The following is a 17,426-nucleotide window of genomic DNA, read 5'->3' on the forward strand; positions in this document are numbered from 1 at the left end:
TGCCTTTTCGGATAACTTTGGATCAGACGGGCCATTCGCCACTTCCCAGCGGCGTCCCGCTGAAGCCGGCAACCTTTCGCAGACTCGGGTCCGTCCCGTGCCGGCGCCCCACCGAGGCGTCGGGGTGATCGTCGAACCAGCCGTCGGCGGGATACCTGTACATCCAGTCGACGAGCAGCCTGCGGCGTGCGATCAGCCACCGCCCGTCCCGCTGTTCGAACCTGTCGAGGTAGCGCGCCCAGAGCTTGACGGTTTCGTTCTTCCACTGGTGCCGATCCGAGCCCTGATGGTCGGCCTGCAGATAGGTCTCCACATGCGCGACGGCAGGACCGTCGAATTCGATGAGGCTGTTGCCGAGGAAGTGCATGGTCCGAACGAAGCGCGGCATCTCCCCCGTCAGGAATTCCACGAAACCATCGACAGGACCGACGTGCAAGCTTTCCGGAAACTGCACCCACGCGTCCTCGTGAAAGGCGCCGCGAACCAGGCTCATATCAACTCGGTCGAGACCGCGGCAATAACGCAGCAGTACATCGTGGATTTCCGTTCGGGCGCTCAGTTCCTCAAGATTCATCAGACTCTCCATTACTGATTCGAATGTTGCTTCGAACGAAGCGGTCTTGAAGGTCGCCTTAGGCAAGTAATGGTCGGAGGTGGGCCGACGCGCGTACCTGCCGAGGCCGGTCATGCCTCCTTGGGCGGCAGGACGGGCAGCTGCAGATAGCTCGGATGCTCCGGGCCGGTGTAGACCGCATTCCGGGCACCGTCGTGATACGACGCGTCATAGGCATGCCTGCTGCCGTGGCCGACACCGGTGTAGGGCTGGATGTCGATCCGGATGCGGTGGCCGGCCCGCACCAGGCCCGTATTCGGAATGATCTCCACTTCCACGGGGACGACTTCGCCGCTGCGCAGCGGGGCGTGGTCAGCACGGAGATGGGTGTGCTTCGGCCGGAAGTCGGTCGAACGCTCGGTGTCCAGCTCGCGGTGAGAGACCTTGAGCCATCCCTTGGCCAGGGGATAGAGGTCGGTGGGGATGCCGGGGATGACCGCCGGACCGCAGAAGTCGATTTCGTTGTTGTCCTCGTCCAGCACTCGCACAGACACGAAGAGGTCCATGTCCTCGCTGGTGGAGGAGACCCACAGTACGAGCTTGCTGTACCCGGCCAGCACGGTGTCCGCCTCCAGCGGCGGACTGACGAAGGTGGCACCGGGACTGCACGGCGCAGTGGTCCACTCCTTCCGGCCCGCGATCGGCGCCGGCGGTACGACGGGTGCGGCCGGGTCGACCTGGGCCGAATAGTCCACGGACCGCTCTGCGTCGGGGAGCGTGTGCCCGAGACTCAGCACGTTGTCGCAGGGAAGGGCCCCTTCCAGATCGGAGGGCCGGGCGTCCAGGTACCACTTGACGTACTCGGTGCGGGCGATCGGCCACTCCTGCTCTTCCTGCAGGTACGAAGCACCGCGCCCGGTCCGGATTTCGAGGCGGACGGGCGGCTTGTCCATGATCCCGTTGTCGACGCCCTTGAGCCAGTGATCGAAGAACGCCACGTGGTCATAGACCGCAGAGGCTGAGTAGGACTTCATGAACCAGTCCTCCCAGAAGTCGATCTTCTTGTTCTTCGTAGGAGTGCCGAGGTACGTCTCGCTACTGCCGAGTTGGTGGAAATTGGCAGGGTGCGTTGTCACGGCGACGGTCCAGAGCGGCACCGAGACATCGTTGAGATCCGGATTCATCAGCACCTCGGACCGAGGACCGAAGACCAGGGCGGGATCGGAGTCCTTGAAGGGATTCTGTTTGGCCATCGCCAGGAAGTCCTTGGCGTCGACCTCACCGCAGATCGCGGGTGCGATGCCCTTCTGGAACCACATGGGGAAGAACTCCTCGTTGAGGATGCCTCCGGTGTAGATGACTTCCTCGTAGAGGTCGGCGTCCGTTCCGATGGCGATCATCGCCTTGAGGTGCGGCGGCCGAAGGCTCGCCACCGCGTGCTGGTTGACCGCGTAGTACGACATGCCCCACAGCCCGACGTTCCCGTTGGACCACTTCTGTACCCCGGCCCACTCGATGGCGTCGTAGAACGCCTCCGCCTCGTCGATGCCCCAGATTCCCAGGGTGCCCGGGCTCTTGCCGGCCCCTGGGCTGTCGACGCGCACGACGGCATAGCCCCGCGGGATCCAGGTCACCGTGTTGACGCTCTCGTGGTTCTCGTACTCGTACCCGTTGGGGTTGCCCAGAAAGTACCGTTCCTCCATCAGCTCGTGCTGTTCGGCGTCCTCCTCGCCACAGATCGAGTGGTGGACGAATGCCCTGCCGTAAACGCCGCAGTTCATGACGACGGGGACGGGGTCCCCGTGATCGGGACGGTAGACGTCGGCGTAGACGAACGATCCGTTCCGTGTGGGGATCTTGACGTCGCGGTACCGCCGGATGCCGAGGACGTTGCGCCGCACCTCATTGCGCGCGGCGGCGGCCGACCTCAGCTTGCGCGGTGTGGCATCGCTGAAGACCTTCGCCTGGTTCAGATCGTCGAGCAGCACCGTGACCGCCGGGTCGTCGGTGAACGCCTGGATGAGGTCGGCCGGCCCGGGCGCCAGCGTCGTCTGATTGCGGAAGTTGATGACGCGGTCACCGACCAGCGTGTGGATCTCCGGCGTCAGTGTGATCCCGTCGTCGAGACTGCCGTCCCGGTCCAGGGTCTGCAGGAAGCGGGCGATGTTCGTCAGCCCCGGGTCGGCCAGTTTGTCCAGGTTGCCGTCGACCCTCGCGACGATGTCGGCGACAGTGAGGCGTTCCGCGCCGCGCGCCGCACCAAGCAGGACCGCCCCGACCGAGAAGGCGATGGTTTCACCGTCCCGGTATTCGAAGGTCCCCTTCTCATCTGTGAAACCCGAGCACGTGGGAGTCTCGAACCGCAGGCCGACGACCGGTCCCGCGAACCTTCCCTTACACAGCATGGAGTCCTGCTTTCGGAGTCGTGCACGGGAGCCGCAGGCCTTGATCGCTCAACGCCAGGGGCACTGTGCCGAGGGACTGCGTCATGACGGTGGCGGTCCTGCTACGGATTGCGCCGTCTTGTCCTGGTCCATCACGGGGCCATACCACCCGCGAGACCTTTGAATTAACCACCCGTATGTTTCGGGTGCTTCCGAGCCTGCTAGGCCTACGTCCCCATGTCAAGAGCTAGAATCTTTCGCATGTATTCGCGACCACCTGGCTTGGCGAAGAGTCTCGCCTCGGACATCGAGCAGATGATCGACACCCGGGGCCTGCGCCCTGGTGAGCGGATAGCCACCATGGAGGAGCTGCGGGAGCAGACCGGGTACGGCCGGGCCACCATCGGCGAGACGGTCCGGTTGCTCACCGAACGCGGGAGCGCGGAGGTGCGTCCCGGGCGTGGAGGCGGTCTCTTCGTCGCGCAGGTCAGTCCAGTGGTGCGGTTGCGTCAGACGCTGCTGAGGGTTCCGCAGGGGGCTACGACGGTCGCGGACGCGATCGCCGTGCGCGACTCGCTGGAGGAGCTCATCGCGCTCGAGGCGGCTCGAGGCCGGACCGATCGGGACGCCGAGGACCTCGAAGCGTGCCTCGATGCGCTGCGCGAGGCCGGAAACCATCTGGAGCGCTTCCTCCAGGCCAACTGGGCGCTGCACGAACGTATCGCCGAGATCACCAGCAACCACCTCGCCCGTGCCATGTATGTGGGCACGATGCGGTGCATCGCGGAACTGACGGTCCGCGCGGACCGTGAGGCGGACTCGACCCCGAACGACTATCTGGCCCGACGTCTGGCCGTGCACGAGGAGCTCGTGGCGGCGATCACGCTCGGCGACGAAGACCGCACGAGGGCGGCCGTGGAGGCGCACCGGGGCGGGGCTGCGTCCGGCTTGTTGGACGGCTGCTCGGGTCCGGGCCCCGCCGGCGCGGATCAAGCACGCGCAGCGGCTCGCGCCGACGTTGGGGATGACGCGGGTTCCGCCGTGGCTGTGGACGACGAGGAGCCGATCTCGGTCCTCCGACGCGAGAACGAGGAGCTGCGCCGGGCCAACGCGATCCTGAAGAGCGCCTCGGCCTTCTTCGCCGCAGAGCTCAACCGCACGGAGCGATGACTTTCGGGGCCAACTACGCCATGGGAAACGCCCGATCAGGTACCACGCGAGACCCATCCGCGACCAGCGCGTCCGCCCGCCATGACATTCGTGAATCGAGGGCAGGGCGAACGCGCACCGCGTCAAGGTGACCAGGGCGGTCAAGCCCAGGACCACCACAGTCAGCTCGCGTCCAAAGGCGGGCGCGGAAGAGTGCTTGGTCATGAGAGGACTTTCTGAGCGCCGCGCACCAAGGGCGAGCGGGAGAACGGCCCTCACCCATCCTGGACTGGAACTCAATTAGATAGTACATTAACACACATGCCACGTACCAATGGGTCGCGGACCAATGAGTCACCCGACGTTCCCCAAGAAATCATCGACGCCACGCTCCGAGCCGCGACCGCACAAGGCGTGCCTGCAGCAGATGTGACCTTGCGCGACATCGCCCTGGAAGCCGGAATCTCCCGCAGCACACTGCTGCGTCGACTGGGTGGCACCCGGCACCCCCTGGACAAGGCCCTGCAGGCCGCCGGCATGGCCTCAGGGGCACGAAAGCCGGTGAGAGAGCGCGCCATCGAGGCCACCGCGGACCTGATCAGCACACAGGGACTGGGAACGGTCACCTTCGAACGCGTGGCAGCCTCGGCCGCGTGCTCCGTGCCGAGCCTCTACGTGACCTTCGGGGGGCGGGACGAGCTCCTGCGCGCCGTGTTCGAGCGCTATAGCCCCATCGTCGACGTGGAGGCGTTCCTGGCCGGGCCGCGCGGCGACCTGGAGGACACCGTTCGCCGGTTCTACCGACTGCTCGTGGACGCTCTGCAGCGAGAGCCGCGCGTCCTGCCGGCCCTCTTGGCAGAAGTCTTCGCGCGACCCGGTGACCAGAACGTGCAGATGGTCTTCCAGTCCGTCACCCCTCGTCTGCTGACGGGCATGGGGGCGTGGCTGGCCGAAGAGGCCGCAGCGGGCCGTATTCGTGAGATGCCTGTTCTGCTGCTCACGCAGCAGATGACCAGCCCCATCTTCCTGCATTTCCTGCTGCGCCCCGTGACCGGCCTGGTCATCGACATCGACCTGCCTACGACGGACGAAGCGATCGAGACCTTCACCCAGGCTTTCCTCCGAGCCGTCGCTCTCCCCTCACCCGGGGGACCGTAGTAGCCCGCCCTCCGGTCCTGACCCGGCCGCGGAGCCATGGTCAGGACCGTACTTCTTGCGATCACGGCCCGCCGTTCCACGAGCCGCTGCGGGCCGAGCGCGAGGAGCCGGTCAGGGCCTGCTTCTCCAATTGCGTGTGTCCGAACCGAGTTGCCGATGAAGCCGATGCCCGGCTCGCCGCCCATCCGAGAAGGAAGCCCGCCGGGATGGACACCAGGCCGGTCGTCTCCAGTGGGAACCACGCGAAGTCGGCCCCGGGCAGTATCGAAGCGGGCGTTCCCGAGACGGCCGGTCCGAAGAGTTGCAGCACCACGCAGCAGCCGAGCCCTCCGTAGACACTCCAGAGCATGCCGGTGCGTGTGTAGCCCGGCCAGAACAACCCGAGGACGAGCGCGGGGAAGATGGCGGCTGCCGCGGCTCCGACGGCGAAATACGCAAGGAAGGCCACGCTCTTGCCCTGCAGGGCGACCGCGAGCACCACCGCAAGCGCTCCAACGGCCCCGCTGGACCAGCGCATCGCCCAGATCTCGCTCGTCATCGACCGAGTGCGCCCAGCGGTCGGGGCGTAGATGTCGTGCGCGAGCGACGCCGCCGACGACAGGGTCAGCGAGGCCACGACGGTCAGACTGGTGAGGAAGATCATGGACACCGTCAGAGCGAGTATGGCACCACCGCTCGACCCGTCGGCGGCCAACTGCAAGGCCAGCAGCGGGACCGCGGCCAGGCCCTCCGGGTCGGCCGCCGCGATGCTTCGCGCGCCCACAAGTGCCGTCGCGCCCAAGCCCACCAGCACGGCCAGCCCGGAGAAGACCGTGACCAGACCGATGGTGTACCTGACCGTGCGGCGCGCGGACTCGCCCCGGTCGGAGGCCTTCAGCCGCATGAGTATGTGCGGGGCGACGCCGGCTCCGAGCACCACAGTGATCTGCGCCGAGAGCTGGGACAGTGTGCCGGAGGCGCCGCCATGGTGCAGTGGGCCGCCTGCGTCGGTACCCACGGACTCGGTGGCCCCGCGGCCCGCCGCATCGATCAGGCGGTTGGGGCTCCAGCCGAACTTGTCCAGCACCTGGCCGGCCAGCACGGCCATCGCGAGGAGGAGCACGACCGTCTTGATCGTCTGGAGCATGCTGTTGCCCCGCATCCCGTTGAGGGAGGAGGCGCAAATCATGATGCCTCCGATGAGCGCCGTGCAGAGTTGTGCCGCCGCACCGAGATCGGAGAGCCCCAGCAGGAAGGACACGGCCGCGCCGGCCACGACGAGTTGTACGACCATGAGCGGCAGGCAGAAGCAGAGCGTCGCGACGGTGCCCGCGACCCGCGCCCGCGTACCGGGGAAGCGCTCGCTCCACGTGTCGCCGAGCGTGAACCGCCCGACGTTGCGCAGTGGTTGGGCGAGTAGCAGCAGGACTCCGAGAGCCGCGACGCCGCTGACGGCCATGGCCATGCCGTCGTGCGCGGTGAGTGCCACGAGCCCTGTGACACTCAGCAGGGTGATGACGGAGATGTAGTCTCCGGTGAGGGCGAGGGCGTTGTGCACGGGTCGCAGTGACCTGCCGGCCACGTAGACGTCCGTGGTCTCGTCGGGGTCCCCCGCTCCGTAGAGCAGATACAGCAGTACTGCCAGGCAGACGACCAAGAGGAATGCCACCAGCGGTGCGGCACCCAAGGCCTCTGCGGCGTGGAACTGCTCGGCTCGGTACCTCATCGGTTCTCTCCGCCCTCGGGGAACGAGACGGAGGCCTGGCCGTCGGTCCAGTGCCGGTGTGCCTCACGCTGAGTGCGGTCAAGTCGCCCCGAGGAGGCGAGCAGCAGACAGCTCTGTACGGCGAACAGCACCATGGCGACCGTCAGTTCGCCCACGGCCTCGGTGCCCGCCGGCAGTCCGGTAAGAGGGGGAGCTCCTACGGCCACCGCCCACGCCGAGGCGTTGACGATGACGAATCGCTTGCGCGAACGTGCCACCGCGACGCGCAGCACGGCGAAGGCATCGTCGTCCTGACCTGGACGGGGTGATGGCGCATAAGCAGGCCTCACCTCGAAGAATGAGTACCCGGATGGTTCCATCATGTCTCCTGATCGTGCGCAAGGGAGAACCGGCCGGGGATGCGCCGACCGGGACATGCGACGGCGGACGATCGGTGTCGAACGTGACAGCGATCGGCTGCGGTCAGTGAATGCGGCTTGAAGCGGCGCGGTCCGCGGGATCGGGCGGCACTACACGCAGATTGCCATGGGCACAAGGAAGGTTCACGCCTTCTCTCAGCGGTGCCCTGCGAGCAGCATGCCGGTTACCAGGTGTCAGTGCCAATACCCGCGTGGTGATTACGAGCGAGCTGTTACCTCGCATATGCCTCGGGGCTCGCGAGGTCCACGGTCGAGGCAACTCCTGCCTGGTTGAACCTGGACCAGGACTCGGATACAAGATACATTCACCAAAGTGTCACGTGCGATAAGGCAGTGGTCATGGAGGCCACTCGCGCGCGCAAGAGGCGTCGAGGCGCTGCGTGCCCTCGCGGGGAGAAAGAGAGCAGATATGTCGGCATCACGGGACGCCGAAGCAGCCATCGACGGTACGGCGATCGCCAGCCTCGCGAAGGAAGAACGCAGGTTCGCACCCCCTGCCGACCTGGCCGCGAACGCCAACGTCACGGCAGAGGCGTACGAACGGGCCAAGGCAGACAGGCTCGGCTTCTGGGCCGAGCAGGCCCGCCGGCTGGCCTGGGCCGAGGAGCCGACCGAGACCCTCGACTGGTCGAACCCGCCGTTCGCCAAGTGGTTCAAGGACGGCAGGCTCAACGTCGCCTACAACTGCGTCGACCGGCACGTGGAGGCCGGCCACGGCGACCGCGTCGCCATTCACTTCGAGGGCGAGCCCGGCGACAGCCGCGCCGTCACCTACGCCGAACTCAAGGACGAGGTCTCCAGGGCCGCCAACGCCCTGCTGGAACTGGGCGTGCAGAAGGGCGACCGGGTCGCCGTCTACATGCCGATGATCCCGGAGACGGCGATCGCGATGCTGGCCTGCGCCCGGATCGGCGCCGCCCACTCGGTGGTCTTCGGCGGCTTCTCCTCCGACGCCCTGGCCACCCGCATCCAGGACGCCGACGCCAAGGTCGTCATCACCTCCGACGGCGGCTACCGGCGCGGCAAGCCCTCCGCCCTCAAGCCGGCCGTCGACGAGGCGGCCGAGCGGGCCGGCACCGTCGAGCACGTGCTCGTCGTCCGCCGCACCGGGCAGGACGTCGCCTGGGACGACTCCCGCGACAAGTGGTGGCACGAGACGGTCGACCGGCAGTCCGCCGAGCACACACCGCAGGCGTTCGACGCCGAGCACCCGCTGTTCATCCTCTACACATCCGGTACCACGGGTAAGCCCAAGGGCATCCTGCACACCTCCGGCGGCTACCTCACACAGACGGCGTACACCCACTGGGCCGTCTTCGACCTCAAACCGCAGACCGACGTCTACTGGTGCACCGCCGACGTCGGCTGGGTCACCGGCCACTCCTACATCGTCTACGGCCCGCTCGCCAACGGCGCCACCCAGGTCATGTACGAGGGCACCCCCGACACCCCGCACCAGGGCCGCTTCTGGGAGATCGTGCAGAAGTACGGCGTGACCATCCTCTACACCGCGCCCACCGCGATCCGGACGTTCATGAAGTGGGGCGACGACATCCCCGCCAAGTTCGACCTGTCCTCCCTGCGCGTCCTCGGCTCGGTCGGCGAGCCGATCAACCCCGAGGCATGGATCTGGTACCGCAAGAACATCGGCGCCAACAGCACCCCGGTCGTCGACACCTGGTGGCAGACCGAGACCGGCGCAATGATGATCACACCACTGCCCGGCGTCACCGAGGCCAAGCCCGGCTCCGCCCAGCGCGCACTGCCCGGCATCTGCGCCACCGTCGTCGACGACGAGGCCAACGAGGTACCCAACGGCGGAGGCGGCTACCTCGTCCTCACCGAGCCGTGGCCCTCAATGCTGCGCACCATCTGGGGCGACGACCAAAGGTTCATCGACACCTACTGGTCACGCTTCGAGGGCAAGTACTTCGCCGGCGACGGCGCCAAGAAGGACGACGACGGCGACATCTGGCTCCTCGGCCGCGTCGACGACGTGATGCTCGTCTCCGGCCACAACATCTCCACCACCGAGGTCGAGTCCGCCCTCGTCTCCCACCCCTCGGTCGCCGAGGCCGCCGTGGTCGGCGCCGCCGACGAGACCACCGGCCAGGCCATCGTCGCCTTCGTGATCCTGCGCGGCGCGGCAGCGGAATCCGACGACCTGGTCGCCGAACTGCGCAGCCACGTCGGCACCACCCTCGGCCCCATCGCCAAACCCAAACGGATCCTCCCGGTGGCCGAACTGCCCAAGACCCGCTCCGGCAAGATCATGCGACGCCTGCTCCGCGACGTCGCGGAGAACCGCCAGCTCGGAGACGTCACCACCCTCACCGACTCCACCGTCATGGACCTCATCCAGACGAAACTCCCGGTCGCATCCAGCGAGGACTGAAGCTGTCTCCGCGGCAGGGCCCCGTGAGCGGCTACTGCACGCCGGCCGCGGCCAGGGCCCTGCGGATGCGCACGGGCTCGTAGGAGGGTGCTGAGATCGAGAGGACGACGAGAGCGGTGCGGGCGAGATGGGCCGCCAGCGCGTGCGAGGCGGCGGTCGCGTCATGTGCCTTCACCGCCTCGGCGATCGTGCGGTGCTGCGTGCTCGTCTCCGCCTGCCACTCGAGCGGGTTCCAGGAGACGAAGGCCAGGCGATAGCGTGTGGCGTGGTCCGAGAGCAGGGCGAGTTCGCGTTCGAGGCGCGGGCCGGACGGGTGCACCAGTGCGCGGTGGAACCGCTCGTGCGGGCACTCCCACTGCTCGACGTCTCCCGTGCGCGCTGTTTCGTCCATCTCCTTGAGCAGCTGGTCCAGTTGATGGAAGTCTTCCTGGCCCATCCGGGGAACGGCGATGCCGATCGCGAGCGCTTCGAGACTGATGCGCATCGCGTACAGCTCATCGAGATCCTCGTTGCTGAACGTCGTCACACGGGCGCGGTGCTGCGACTCCTGCTGGACGAACCCTTCACGCTGCAAGATCCTGAGCGCTTCGCGCAGGGGACCGCGGCTCACCCCCATTTGCCGGGCCAGAGCGACCTGTGACAGCGGGTCGCCCGGTCGCAGATCGCCGTGCATGATCGCACGCCGCAGCGTGTGGTGGGCTCTGCTCACCTCGTCGGGGTGGGCGAGGCCGGCCTCCGCCTCCGCTGGCTGTGCCGTCATACTCTGCCGACCTCTCGTGCGTTCCCACATGATGTGCGGGTTCCTCAGCGGCGCTCGGAATGAGCCGCACACACAACCGTAGCCGACATCGGGCGTCAGGCTGCCGACACTTTTGGTGATCCCTGCCCAGAGGTGTCGACACTTGGTACTCAGGCGCCGATACCGTCGAAGGAACGGCGTTCGGAGTGAACGTCATGAGCGGACCGACGGTGATTTCCCACCACCGTGTTGCGCAGTACCCCCAGCCGTTCCACTTCGACCTCGACGGTGTCCCCCGGCTGAAGCAGCTGCGGGGGCTTTCGGGCGTAACCGACCCCGGCCGGTGTTCCGGTGGCGAGGATGTCGCCAGGACGCAGGGACACGGTGTGGGAGATCAAGGAGAGAGTCTCACCCACCGTGTAGATCATCTGATCGGTACGAGCGTCCTGCACCGTTACCCCGTTGACCCGCGTCCGCAGCCTCAGACCCTGGCTGAGGTCGCCGACCTCAGCGGCGGGGATCATCGGGCCGATCGGCCCGGACCGGTCCCCGTTCTTCCCCAGAATCCACTGCGAGGTGAGCTTCTGTGCCTTGCGAGAGGTCAGATCGTTGAAAGTCGAGTATCCGATGACGGATTGCAGGGCCTCCTCGGGGGTGGCGTCGACCAGCGGTGTGCCCACCCAGGCGACGACCTCGCCCTCCCAGTCGAGGCCCTCTTCGTTGGAGGGCACGGGAACCTCAGCGCCGTCCACGGTCAAGGACTGGGTCCACCGAGCGAACAGGGTGGGATACGGGGGCAGTTCCTGGTCGCGGAAGGACCCCTCAGCGGCGTGCTGCAGGTAGTTCAGCCCGATGCAGAAGACACGGGCGTCGGGCCGTACGGGGGGTACCTTCTCGACCGAACTCGCGGCGAGCACCGGGCCGGCGGGCGGCCGGGACAGCTGCCCCGCCGGGTCGGCCCAGAAGTCCGCCAGGGAGGCTATGACAGTGACGGCGTCGCCTTCCTCGGCGAGGCTTGCGATCTCCACGCCCGAGTCGGCGTGCGGTCGCTTGACACCTACGATTCTCATGTGGCTTCCCCTTCTCGTTCCCCGGAATGTGGCCCCGGGGGTCCTACTCGGTCCTCGTGCGACCCGGCGTGGTCGTGCTGGAGGTGGTGCTGGATCAGCAGGTCGGCACCGAAGTCGTTCGAGGGGTCGCGCCAGACGCTGTGCACGTGATTGGCGTTGTCCTCGGCGTTGTCGAACTCCACGAGGGTGACCGGGCCCTGGATGCGGAAATAGTGCGGCTGCTCGATGGAGGTGCCGCCCGCCCAGGCGAAGTGCAGGTCCTCGACGCCTCCGGCAGCCGCGATGCGGTCCATCTCGTAGCCCACCAGCCCAGGACGCGCGCGCTCGACGAACAGAGCCAATAGGGCGTCGAAGTGCCCGCGCTGGGTGGGTGAGAGGTCACCCGCCCGACAGCCACGGGGGTGCGCCCTGAAGTAGGCCAGGGCCTTGCGGTCCTCGTCGGTGATCATCGCGTCGCGGCGGCCGACACCGTGGTACGCGGGGTACTCCACCTCTCCGATGGAGGGGACGGTACGGGTCACGAAGTCCGCCGGCGGCCTGGAGTGGATGACCGTCCGTTGCTGCTGGGAGCCGGTCAGGCTGTCCAGGAGAGCGAAGGCGGCGTCCTCCTCCTCGCCGAGAATCCGGAAGGGGCCGAAACGAGCCGGTTCAGCACCGAGGAGAAAGGGCGTGGCGTTGACCAGGTCGCCGTCGACGACGGTCACGTTGATCGACAGATGGTGTCCCACCAGCCGCCAGCCCCAGGTGGTGTCCGGCTGCGGCTGGCCGAAGAAGGTGAAGAAGTAGCCGCGCGCGTCGCGGAAGGTGGCCGCGATGTGCCCGAAGACGGGAAGGTTGAGTTCCCGGAGCACGTGCTCGTTGGCCATGACCTGGACCACTCGGGCGTAGGCGGGGATCGACATCGACTCGGCGATCAGCCGGTGCGCCAGCGCTTCCTGGTGCCGGTCCAGTTCTCCGAGCGGCAGGCCGACGCGACCGGACTCCGGCAGGAAGTTCCAGTGCGTACGGCCGGGATCCTCGTGGGGCGACAGCACTCGCGCACGCTGGTCGCCCTTCAGCGCGTCGAACAGTCCCATCGCGGCGAAGGTGACAGCCGTCGCGTCGAACGAGCCGCCCGGCCGCGGTCGGTGCGCCTGCGGGAGTTCGCTGCTCGGATGCGAGTGTGACAGTGCCGTCATGACGTGCCGTGCTTTCCTCGTGGGCTGATCGCGTTCTCGGGTGGGAGTGGGATGGACGGTGGTTCGGCGCGGTGCTCGGCCGCACCCTCGTCCCGGTACGGACCGAGGTTGAGGAACAGACCCATGCAGACCACGCAGACGACGGACAGTGTGAGCATCGCCGGCGTGTAGGAGCCGTAGGCGTCGCGGCTGACGCTGACCGCCGAAGCGGCGATCGCGGCGCCGATCTGGAACACCGAGAAGGCGATTCCGTAGATCTTGCCGAAGGCCAGCCGGCCGAAGTACCGAGGGATCAGGTAGCTGAGGACGTCGAACTCGGCGCCGATCAGCAACCCGGCCAGTGAAGCGGCGAGGATGCCCGTGACCACGTTGGGTCCCGCAGCGAACAACAGCACTGCGGCGACGCCGCCCACAAGGTAGATGGACATCACGAGCGACACCCTGAAGCGGTCCAGCAGCCATCCGGTCGCGATCCTCGCCACGATGAGCGCGACCCCGAGCGCGACCGGCACCAGATTGGCGACATTCTCCGGGACACCGGCGTCCTGGAGCAGCGGAATCTGGTGGACGATGATGCTGGATCCGATCACCCCCAGCAACAGGAACGCGCCGAGCACGAGCCAGAAGGGACGCCTCGTCACCGCGACTCGAAGCGTGTCACCTCCAGCCTGCGCTACCGCCCTGCGCGCGCTCGGCTCGGCGAGAAGGAAGTACGCGACCGGAAACGCGATGAGCGCGAAGACTCCGAGCCCGAGGAACGCGGTGCGCCAGCCGAAGGCCCCGATCAGGAAGGCGGTGAGGATGGGGACGAGCACGGTGCCCACCCCGATGCCGGAGTTGGCGATCCCCAGTGCGAACCCGAGCTTGCGCTCGAACCAGCCCGCCGTGAGCCGGAGATAGGAGACCGGCCACAGGCCCAGGCCGCACGCCGGGATCAAGATCCAGGCCAGGTAGAAGACCGTCAGGCTGTCGGGCAGGAAGTACATCGCCATCAGGGACAGCGCGAAGACCGGAGAGCTGCACAGGATGACCCGCCTGCCGCCGAACCGGTCGACCAGGAGGCCCTGAATCGGCGAGATGACCATGATCGTGATGCTGAGGAAGGAGGCGGCCAGGGCGATGGCGGGCACCCCCCAGCCGAACTCCCGGTCGAGCGGGGTGATGAACGCGCCGAACGCCATCACCGTGAGCACGCTGGGGCCGCACGCGAGACCCAGCGCGGACGCCGCGGCCGTCCGCCACCCCGCGGCGCTGTCGGGTGATTCCTTTTCCGTGGCCTTGGTGAGTGTCACGGCCTCATGCGTGTCCATCTGGAACCCTCCGCCGTTCGGACTCTGGCCGCCCCTGCGCGGACGCCGGGTCCAGCGCCCGGCGCAGTCCTGCGACGAAGGACGGGATGTCGGTGTGCTCACCCGCCGCGAACACGTAGAAGTCGGGCCGGGCAAGGAGCGCTTCGCACCCGTGCTCGGTGAACCAGTGCTCATAGGCACCGTCGAGATCCCTGACCGAACCTCGGCCCGAGACGTCAGCGGTCACGCCGCCCACCAGGCGAAACCATGCCGCGTCTGCCTCGCTCAGCAGACCTGCGGGGTCCCCGGCACGGCTGATCAGCTGCCAGGTGCCGCCGAGGACGTCGTCGAACAGGCCCACCCGGTCGTCGACCTCGATCCGCCCCTGAGGAGCCAGCTGTCCGTCCCTGCCCCCGCTCGCCGACGTCAGTGACGGCTCACCCAGGCGGGGGTGCGGGGGCTTGCGGGTGCCGGCCTCGGGGTCGCGTGACCGCTCCCTCATCGCGGCGTCCCGGGCAGCCGCCCGGCCGGCGTCGACTTCGCAGATGACACGGCCGGCGGAGACCGCTTCATCGATGATCTCCCGGACATGTCCCACGCGTTCCGGACCGTAGGTGTCGAGCACTGTCGGTGACGCCAGTTGGCGGTGGACCATCCCGAGCCGCCAGGTCAGCGCTCGGGCGTCTCTCAGGCCCGAGCAGAGTCCTTGCCCGAGGAAGGGGGGCATGAGGTGAGCCGCGTCCCCGGCCAGGAAGACGTTGTCCCTGCGCCAGGTGTGGGCCCAGCGGCCGCGGAAGGTGTAGACGGCGTGCCTCTCCAGCCGGGCGGTCTCCGGTGTCACTCCCCAGGGCGCCATGAGCCGCCAGGCCGTGCTGTCCCGGCCGAGCTCTTCGACGGTCATGTCCGCCGGGCACATGAATTCGAAACGCCGCCGTCCAGGGCCGCTGTTGACCGCGGTGGCCGGCTGTGCCGGATCGCAGTACTGCGTGACGAAGGCGCTCCACTTCTCCTCGGCCAGTGGCTGGTAGTCCACTACGAGCCAGTCGGCCTCGAACCCCGAGTCCCCGACTTCGAGGCCGAGTCCGGAGCGGACGGCGCTGTTGGCTCCGTCCGCTCCGATGACCCATCGCGACCGGACTTCGACGGTCTCGTCGGGGCTCTCGGTGGGGGTGACCTGGACGGACACGCCTTCGTGGTCCTGGGTCAGTTCATGGAAGGTCCACCCACGGTGCACGCGCACTCCGGGTGTCGCGACCGCCAGGTCCTCGAGGGTCGCTTCCAGGTCGGGCTGGTAGAAGCCGTTGGTGTTGGCCCATCCCGACTCTGCGGCTCGGTTCCAGTCGATGGCCTGCAGGAGCTCGCCCTCACCGTTGCGGAACTCGTACCCGCCTCTGCCCCCTTGAGAGGGTTCGAAGAGGTGGGCGTAGTCGGCCATGAGCCCGGCCGCCTGGAGGATGCGGAGCGCCTCGTGGTCGATGGTGCAGGCTCGGGGCAACGGGTACCGCTCGGGCCAGCGCTCCACGACGGACACTTGGAGACCGGCCCGGCCGAGCAGGAGGGCGCTCAGCAGACCGACGGGGCCACCGCCGACGACCACGCAGTCGACGACCGGCCGGAGAGGCGTGACGGGGTTGGTGTCTTGTCTCGTCGTCATGCGCCCGGCTCCGGTTGCTTCGTGTGCCGACGGTGCGCCCCGGAGGGCAGGACGACGCACTTGTGATGCGGCGAGTCTGCCTGGGCCCGCCATGCCTGCGGGAGTTCCTCCAACTCGGCGGTGCGCACCTCGACCTTCAGCTCGTCGTGGGCGAGGGCGGTCCACAGCCAGGTCAGTGCCGCCCTCTTGTCCCGCAGCGGGACGTGCAGGCCCGCGAAGCCCGACAGGGTCAGCTGCTTGCCGCGGAGCAGCCCGGCCGGCACCTGGGCGGTCGCCCCGGCCGGATTGCCGATGTTGACCACCCGTGCCCGGGGTGCGCACGCCTGGAGCGCCGCTTCCAGCGGCATGCCGTACACGCCGTCCAGGACGACGTCCACGGGTCCTGCCACCGCCAGCAGACGCGCTGCCAGTTCCTCGGCGCTCTCGTCGGCGCGCAGGTCGACGACGGCGTCCGCGCCGAGGGCGAGAAGTCCGCTCAGCGCCGCTTGATCGCGGGCGACGCCCGTCACACGGCCCGCTCCGCATCCGCGTGCGACCTGAATGGCGAGCTGCCCCACCGCGCCGGTGGCACCCAGCACCAGCACGGTTCCTCCGGGACGGAGCCCGGCTTCCTCGATCAGCGGCATGTACGCGGCAATGCCGGAGTTGCCGACCGCGGCGGCGCGTACCGGGTCGAGGCCGTCGGGCAGCAGGAGGAGGTCTTCGTCGGCGATGAGCGCCTGGGTGGCGAAGGCGCCCGGGCTATCGGGCGACGCCTCGCTCTCGCCGTAGACCCAGGAACCGAGCGGGTACCGGTCGGAGGCCAGGACGATGCCCACGCACTCGCTGCCGGGAACGTAGGGTTCCTCGTGCCGGGCGGAGTGGAACGTGCCGGAGGCGATCAACAGGTCCAGCGGGTTCAGCGGTGCCGCGACGACGGCGACGAGCGTGGTGCCGGGCGTGCGCGGCGGCAGGACGACCAGGCCCAGCCGCGGTTCACTGCCGGGAGCGTCGACGATCGCTGCCGGGGTCTCAACGCAGGCTGTTCCGTCGGCGTCATGATGTCGCGCGCTCCTGTGATCGCGGCCTTGGAACTCAATGCCGTCCCTACGGTCGGCTCCCCGGTCGGCCGTGTCCGGCGATTGCGTACTGTCCATCGTCAAGCCTCACTTCCTCACCACCGTCGTCCGACACACATCGCCGGTGCCGGTCCGCTTCGCTCGCCCGGGAAGGGCGGCGCCCTGCCTGGTCAGATACTGGCCAGGCGGCGGAATCGACTGGCGTGGAACACCAGGGGGGAGGTGTCCGGAGCTGCGCTGAGTCCATTGATGGCCAGCAGTACGATGTCGTGATCTCCGCAGGTGACCTCTTCGTGAATCGTGCAGTCGAGCCAGAGCGTGGCGCCGTCCACGAAAACGCTGCCGTCTGCGGAGGCGAACCAGTCCACTCCGGCGAAACGGTCCCCCGCCTTGCTCGCCAGCCGTGCACAGATCTCGTCCTGGCCTTCGGCCAGCACGCTCAGCCCCACTCGCGGCAGATCCCTCAGCTTCGGCCACGTGGAGGAGGTGTGCTGTATACACACCGACACCAGAGGCGGCTCCATCGACACGGATGTGAACGAACTCGCGGCCAGGCCCACAGGCTCACCGTCGCGGTAGGCGCACAGAGCGGTGACTCCGGACGGAAAGCATCCGAAAGCCTGCCGCAGCTGCGTAGCCGCTGTCACCGGCTCGATACCTCTCACCGGAACCTCC

Annotated in this window: 14 protein-coding genes; 3 read left to right on the forward strand and 11 right to left on the reverse strand. The window is 67.8% G+C overall.

The features are described from left to right. Window positions 1-22: 22 nt before the first annotated feature. Both ACFWR9_RS04530 and ACFWR9_RS04535 read right to left on the reverse strand, forming a co-directional pair. Window positions 23-688 (reverse strand): nuclear transport factor 2 family protein, encoded by a 666-nt coding sequence (locus tag ACFWR9_RS04530; protein ID WP_383835380.1) that lies wholly within the window; start codon window positions 686-688, stop codon window positions 23-25. Continuing rightward, window positions 685-2,958, reverse strand: coding sequence for a CocE/NonD family hydrolase (locus tag ACFWR9_RS04535; protein ID WP_383835383.1), 2,274 nt, complete (start codon window positions 2,956-2,958; stop codon window positions 685-687). Before ACFWR9_RS04535 ends, ACFWR9_RS04530 begins: the two co-directional genes overlap by 4 nt. 240 nt (window positions 2,959-3,198) lie before the next feature. Between ACFWR9_RS04535 and ACFWR9_RS04540 the strand changes: the two genes are divergently transcribed. Together ACFWR9_RS04540 and ACFWR9_RS04545 are read left to right on the forward strand one after the other, a co-directional pair. Next, window positions 3,199-4,107, forward strand: a complete 909-nt coding sequence (locus tag ACFWR9_RS04540; protein ID WP_383835386.1) for a FadR/GntR family transcriptional regulator — start codon at window positions 3,199-3,201, stop codon at window positions 4,105-4,107. Between the two features lie 300 nt (window positions 4,108-4,407). Continuing rightward, window positions 4,408-5,244 (forward strand): TetR family transcriptional regulator, encoded by an 837-nt coding sequence (locus ACFWR9_RS04545; protein WP_383835389.1) that lies wholly within the window; start codon window positions 4,408-4,410, stop codon window positions 5,242-5,244. A gap of 61 nt (window positions 5,245-5,305) precedes the next feature. On the opposite strand, the gene ACFWR9_RS04550 is transcribed toward ACFWR9_RS04545, so the two are convergent. Next, window positions 5,306-6,949 carry a cation acetate symporter gene (locus ACFWR9_RS04550; protein ID WP_383835392.1) on the reverse strand — a complete coding sequence of 548 codons (1,644 nt, stop codon included), beginning with the start codon at window positions 6,947-6,949 and terminating at the stop codon, window positions 5,306-5,308. Continuing rightward, window positions 6,946-7,221: a hypothetical protein gene (locus tag ACFWR9_RS04555; protein ID WP_383835395.1), complete on the reverse strand. Its 276-nt coding sequence runs from the start codon at window positions 7,219-7,221 to the stop codon at window positions 6,946-6,948. Before ACFWR9_RS04555 ends, ACFWR9_RS04550 begins: the two co-directional genes overlap by 4 nt. A gap of 556 nt (window positions 7,222-7,777) precedes the next feature. Between ACFWR9_RS04555 and acs the strand changes: the two genes are divergently transcribed. Next, entirely contained in the window at window positions 7,778-9,763 is a 1,986-nt protein-coding gene (gene acs / locus ACFWR9_RS04560; RefSeq protein ID WP_383835398.1) for an acetate--CoA ligase, read from the forward strand. A gap of 31 nt (window positions 9,764-9,794) precedes the next feature. Here the strand turns inward: acs and ACFWR9_RS04565 are convergent, their stop codons facing one another. The 7 genes from ACFWR9_RS04565 to ACFWR9_RS04595 all read right to left on the reverse strand — a co-directional run bounded on the left by ACFWR9_RS04565 (window position 9,795) and on the right by ACFWR9_RS04595 (window position 17,416). Continuing rightward, window positions 9,795-10,523: a GntR family transcriptional regulator gene (locus ACFWR9_RS04565; RefSeq protein WP_383835401.1), complete on the reverse strand. Its 729-nt coding sequence runs from the start codon at window positions 10,521-10,523 to the stop codon at window positions 9,795-9,797. Between the two features lie 149 nt (window positions 10,524-10,672). After that, on the reverse strand, window positions 10,673-11,572 hold the full coding sequence (locus ACFWR9_RS04570; protein WP_383835404.1) for a fumarylacetoacetate hydrolase family protein: 900 nt from the start codon (window positions 11,570-11,572) through the stop codon (window positions 10,673-10,675). After that, window positions 11,569-12,750 (reverse strand): DUF3500 domain-containing protein, encoded by a 1,182-nt coding sequence (locus ACFWR9_RS04575; RefSeq protein WP_383835407.1) that lies wholly within the window; start codon window positions 12,748-12,750, stop codon window positions 11,569-11,571. The genes ACFWR9_RS04570 and ACFWR9_RS04575 overlap by 4 nt, the downstream gene beginning before the upstream one ends. After that, the gene (locus tag ACFWR9_RS04580; RefSeq protein ID WP_383835410.1) at window positions 12,747-14,060 is read right to left on the reverse strand and encodes an MFS transporter; all 1,314 of its coding nucleotides are present in this window, start codon (window positions 14,058-14,060) and stop codon (window positions 12,747-12,749) included. Before ACFWR9_RS04580 ends, ACFWR9_RS04575 begins: the two co-directional genes overlap by 4 nt. Further along, window positions 14,047-15,693 (reverse strand): bifunctional 3-(3-hydroxy-phenyl)propionate/3-hydroxycinnamic acid hydroxylase, encoded by a 1,647-nt coding sequence (locus ACFWR9_RS04585; RefSeq protein WP_383835413.1) that lies wholly within the window; start codon window positions 15,691-15,693, stop codon window positions 14,047-14,049. Before ACFWR9_RS04585 ends, ACFWR9_RS04580 begins: the two co-directional genes overlap by 14 nt. After that, window positions 15,690-16,829: a zinc-binding alcohol dehydrogenase family protein gene (locus tag ACFWR9_RS04590; protein ID WP_383835416.1), complete on the reverse strand. Its 1,140-nt coding sequence runs from the start codon at window positions 16,827-16,829 to the stop codon at window positions 15,690-15,692. Before ACFWR9_RS04590 ends, ACFWR9_RS04585 begins: the two co-directional genes overlap by 4 nt. A 92-nt stretch (window positions 16,830-16,921) precedes the next feature. Then, window positions 16,922-17,416 carry a flavin reductase family protein gene (locus ACFWR9_RS04595; RefSeq protein WP_383835419.1) on the reverse strand — a complete coding sequence of 165 codons (495 nt, stop codon included), beginning with the start codon at window positions 17,414-17,416 and terminating at the stop codon, window positions 16,922-16,924. Between the last annotated feature and the right edge of the window lie 10 nt (window positions 17,417-17,426).

Origin of the sequence: Streptomyces sp. NPDC058534 (genome assembly GCF_042717365.1) — a bacterium.
Lineage (GTDB): Bacteria > Actinomycetota > Actinomycetes > Streptomycetales > Streptomycetaceae > Streptomyces.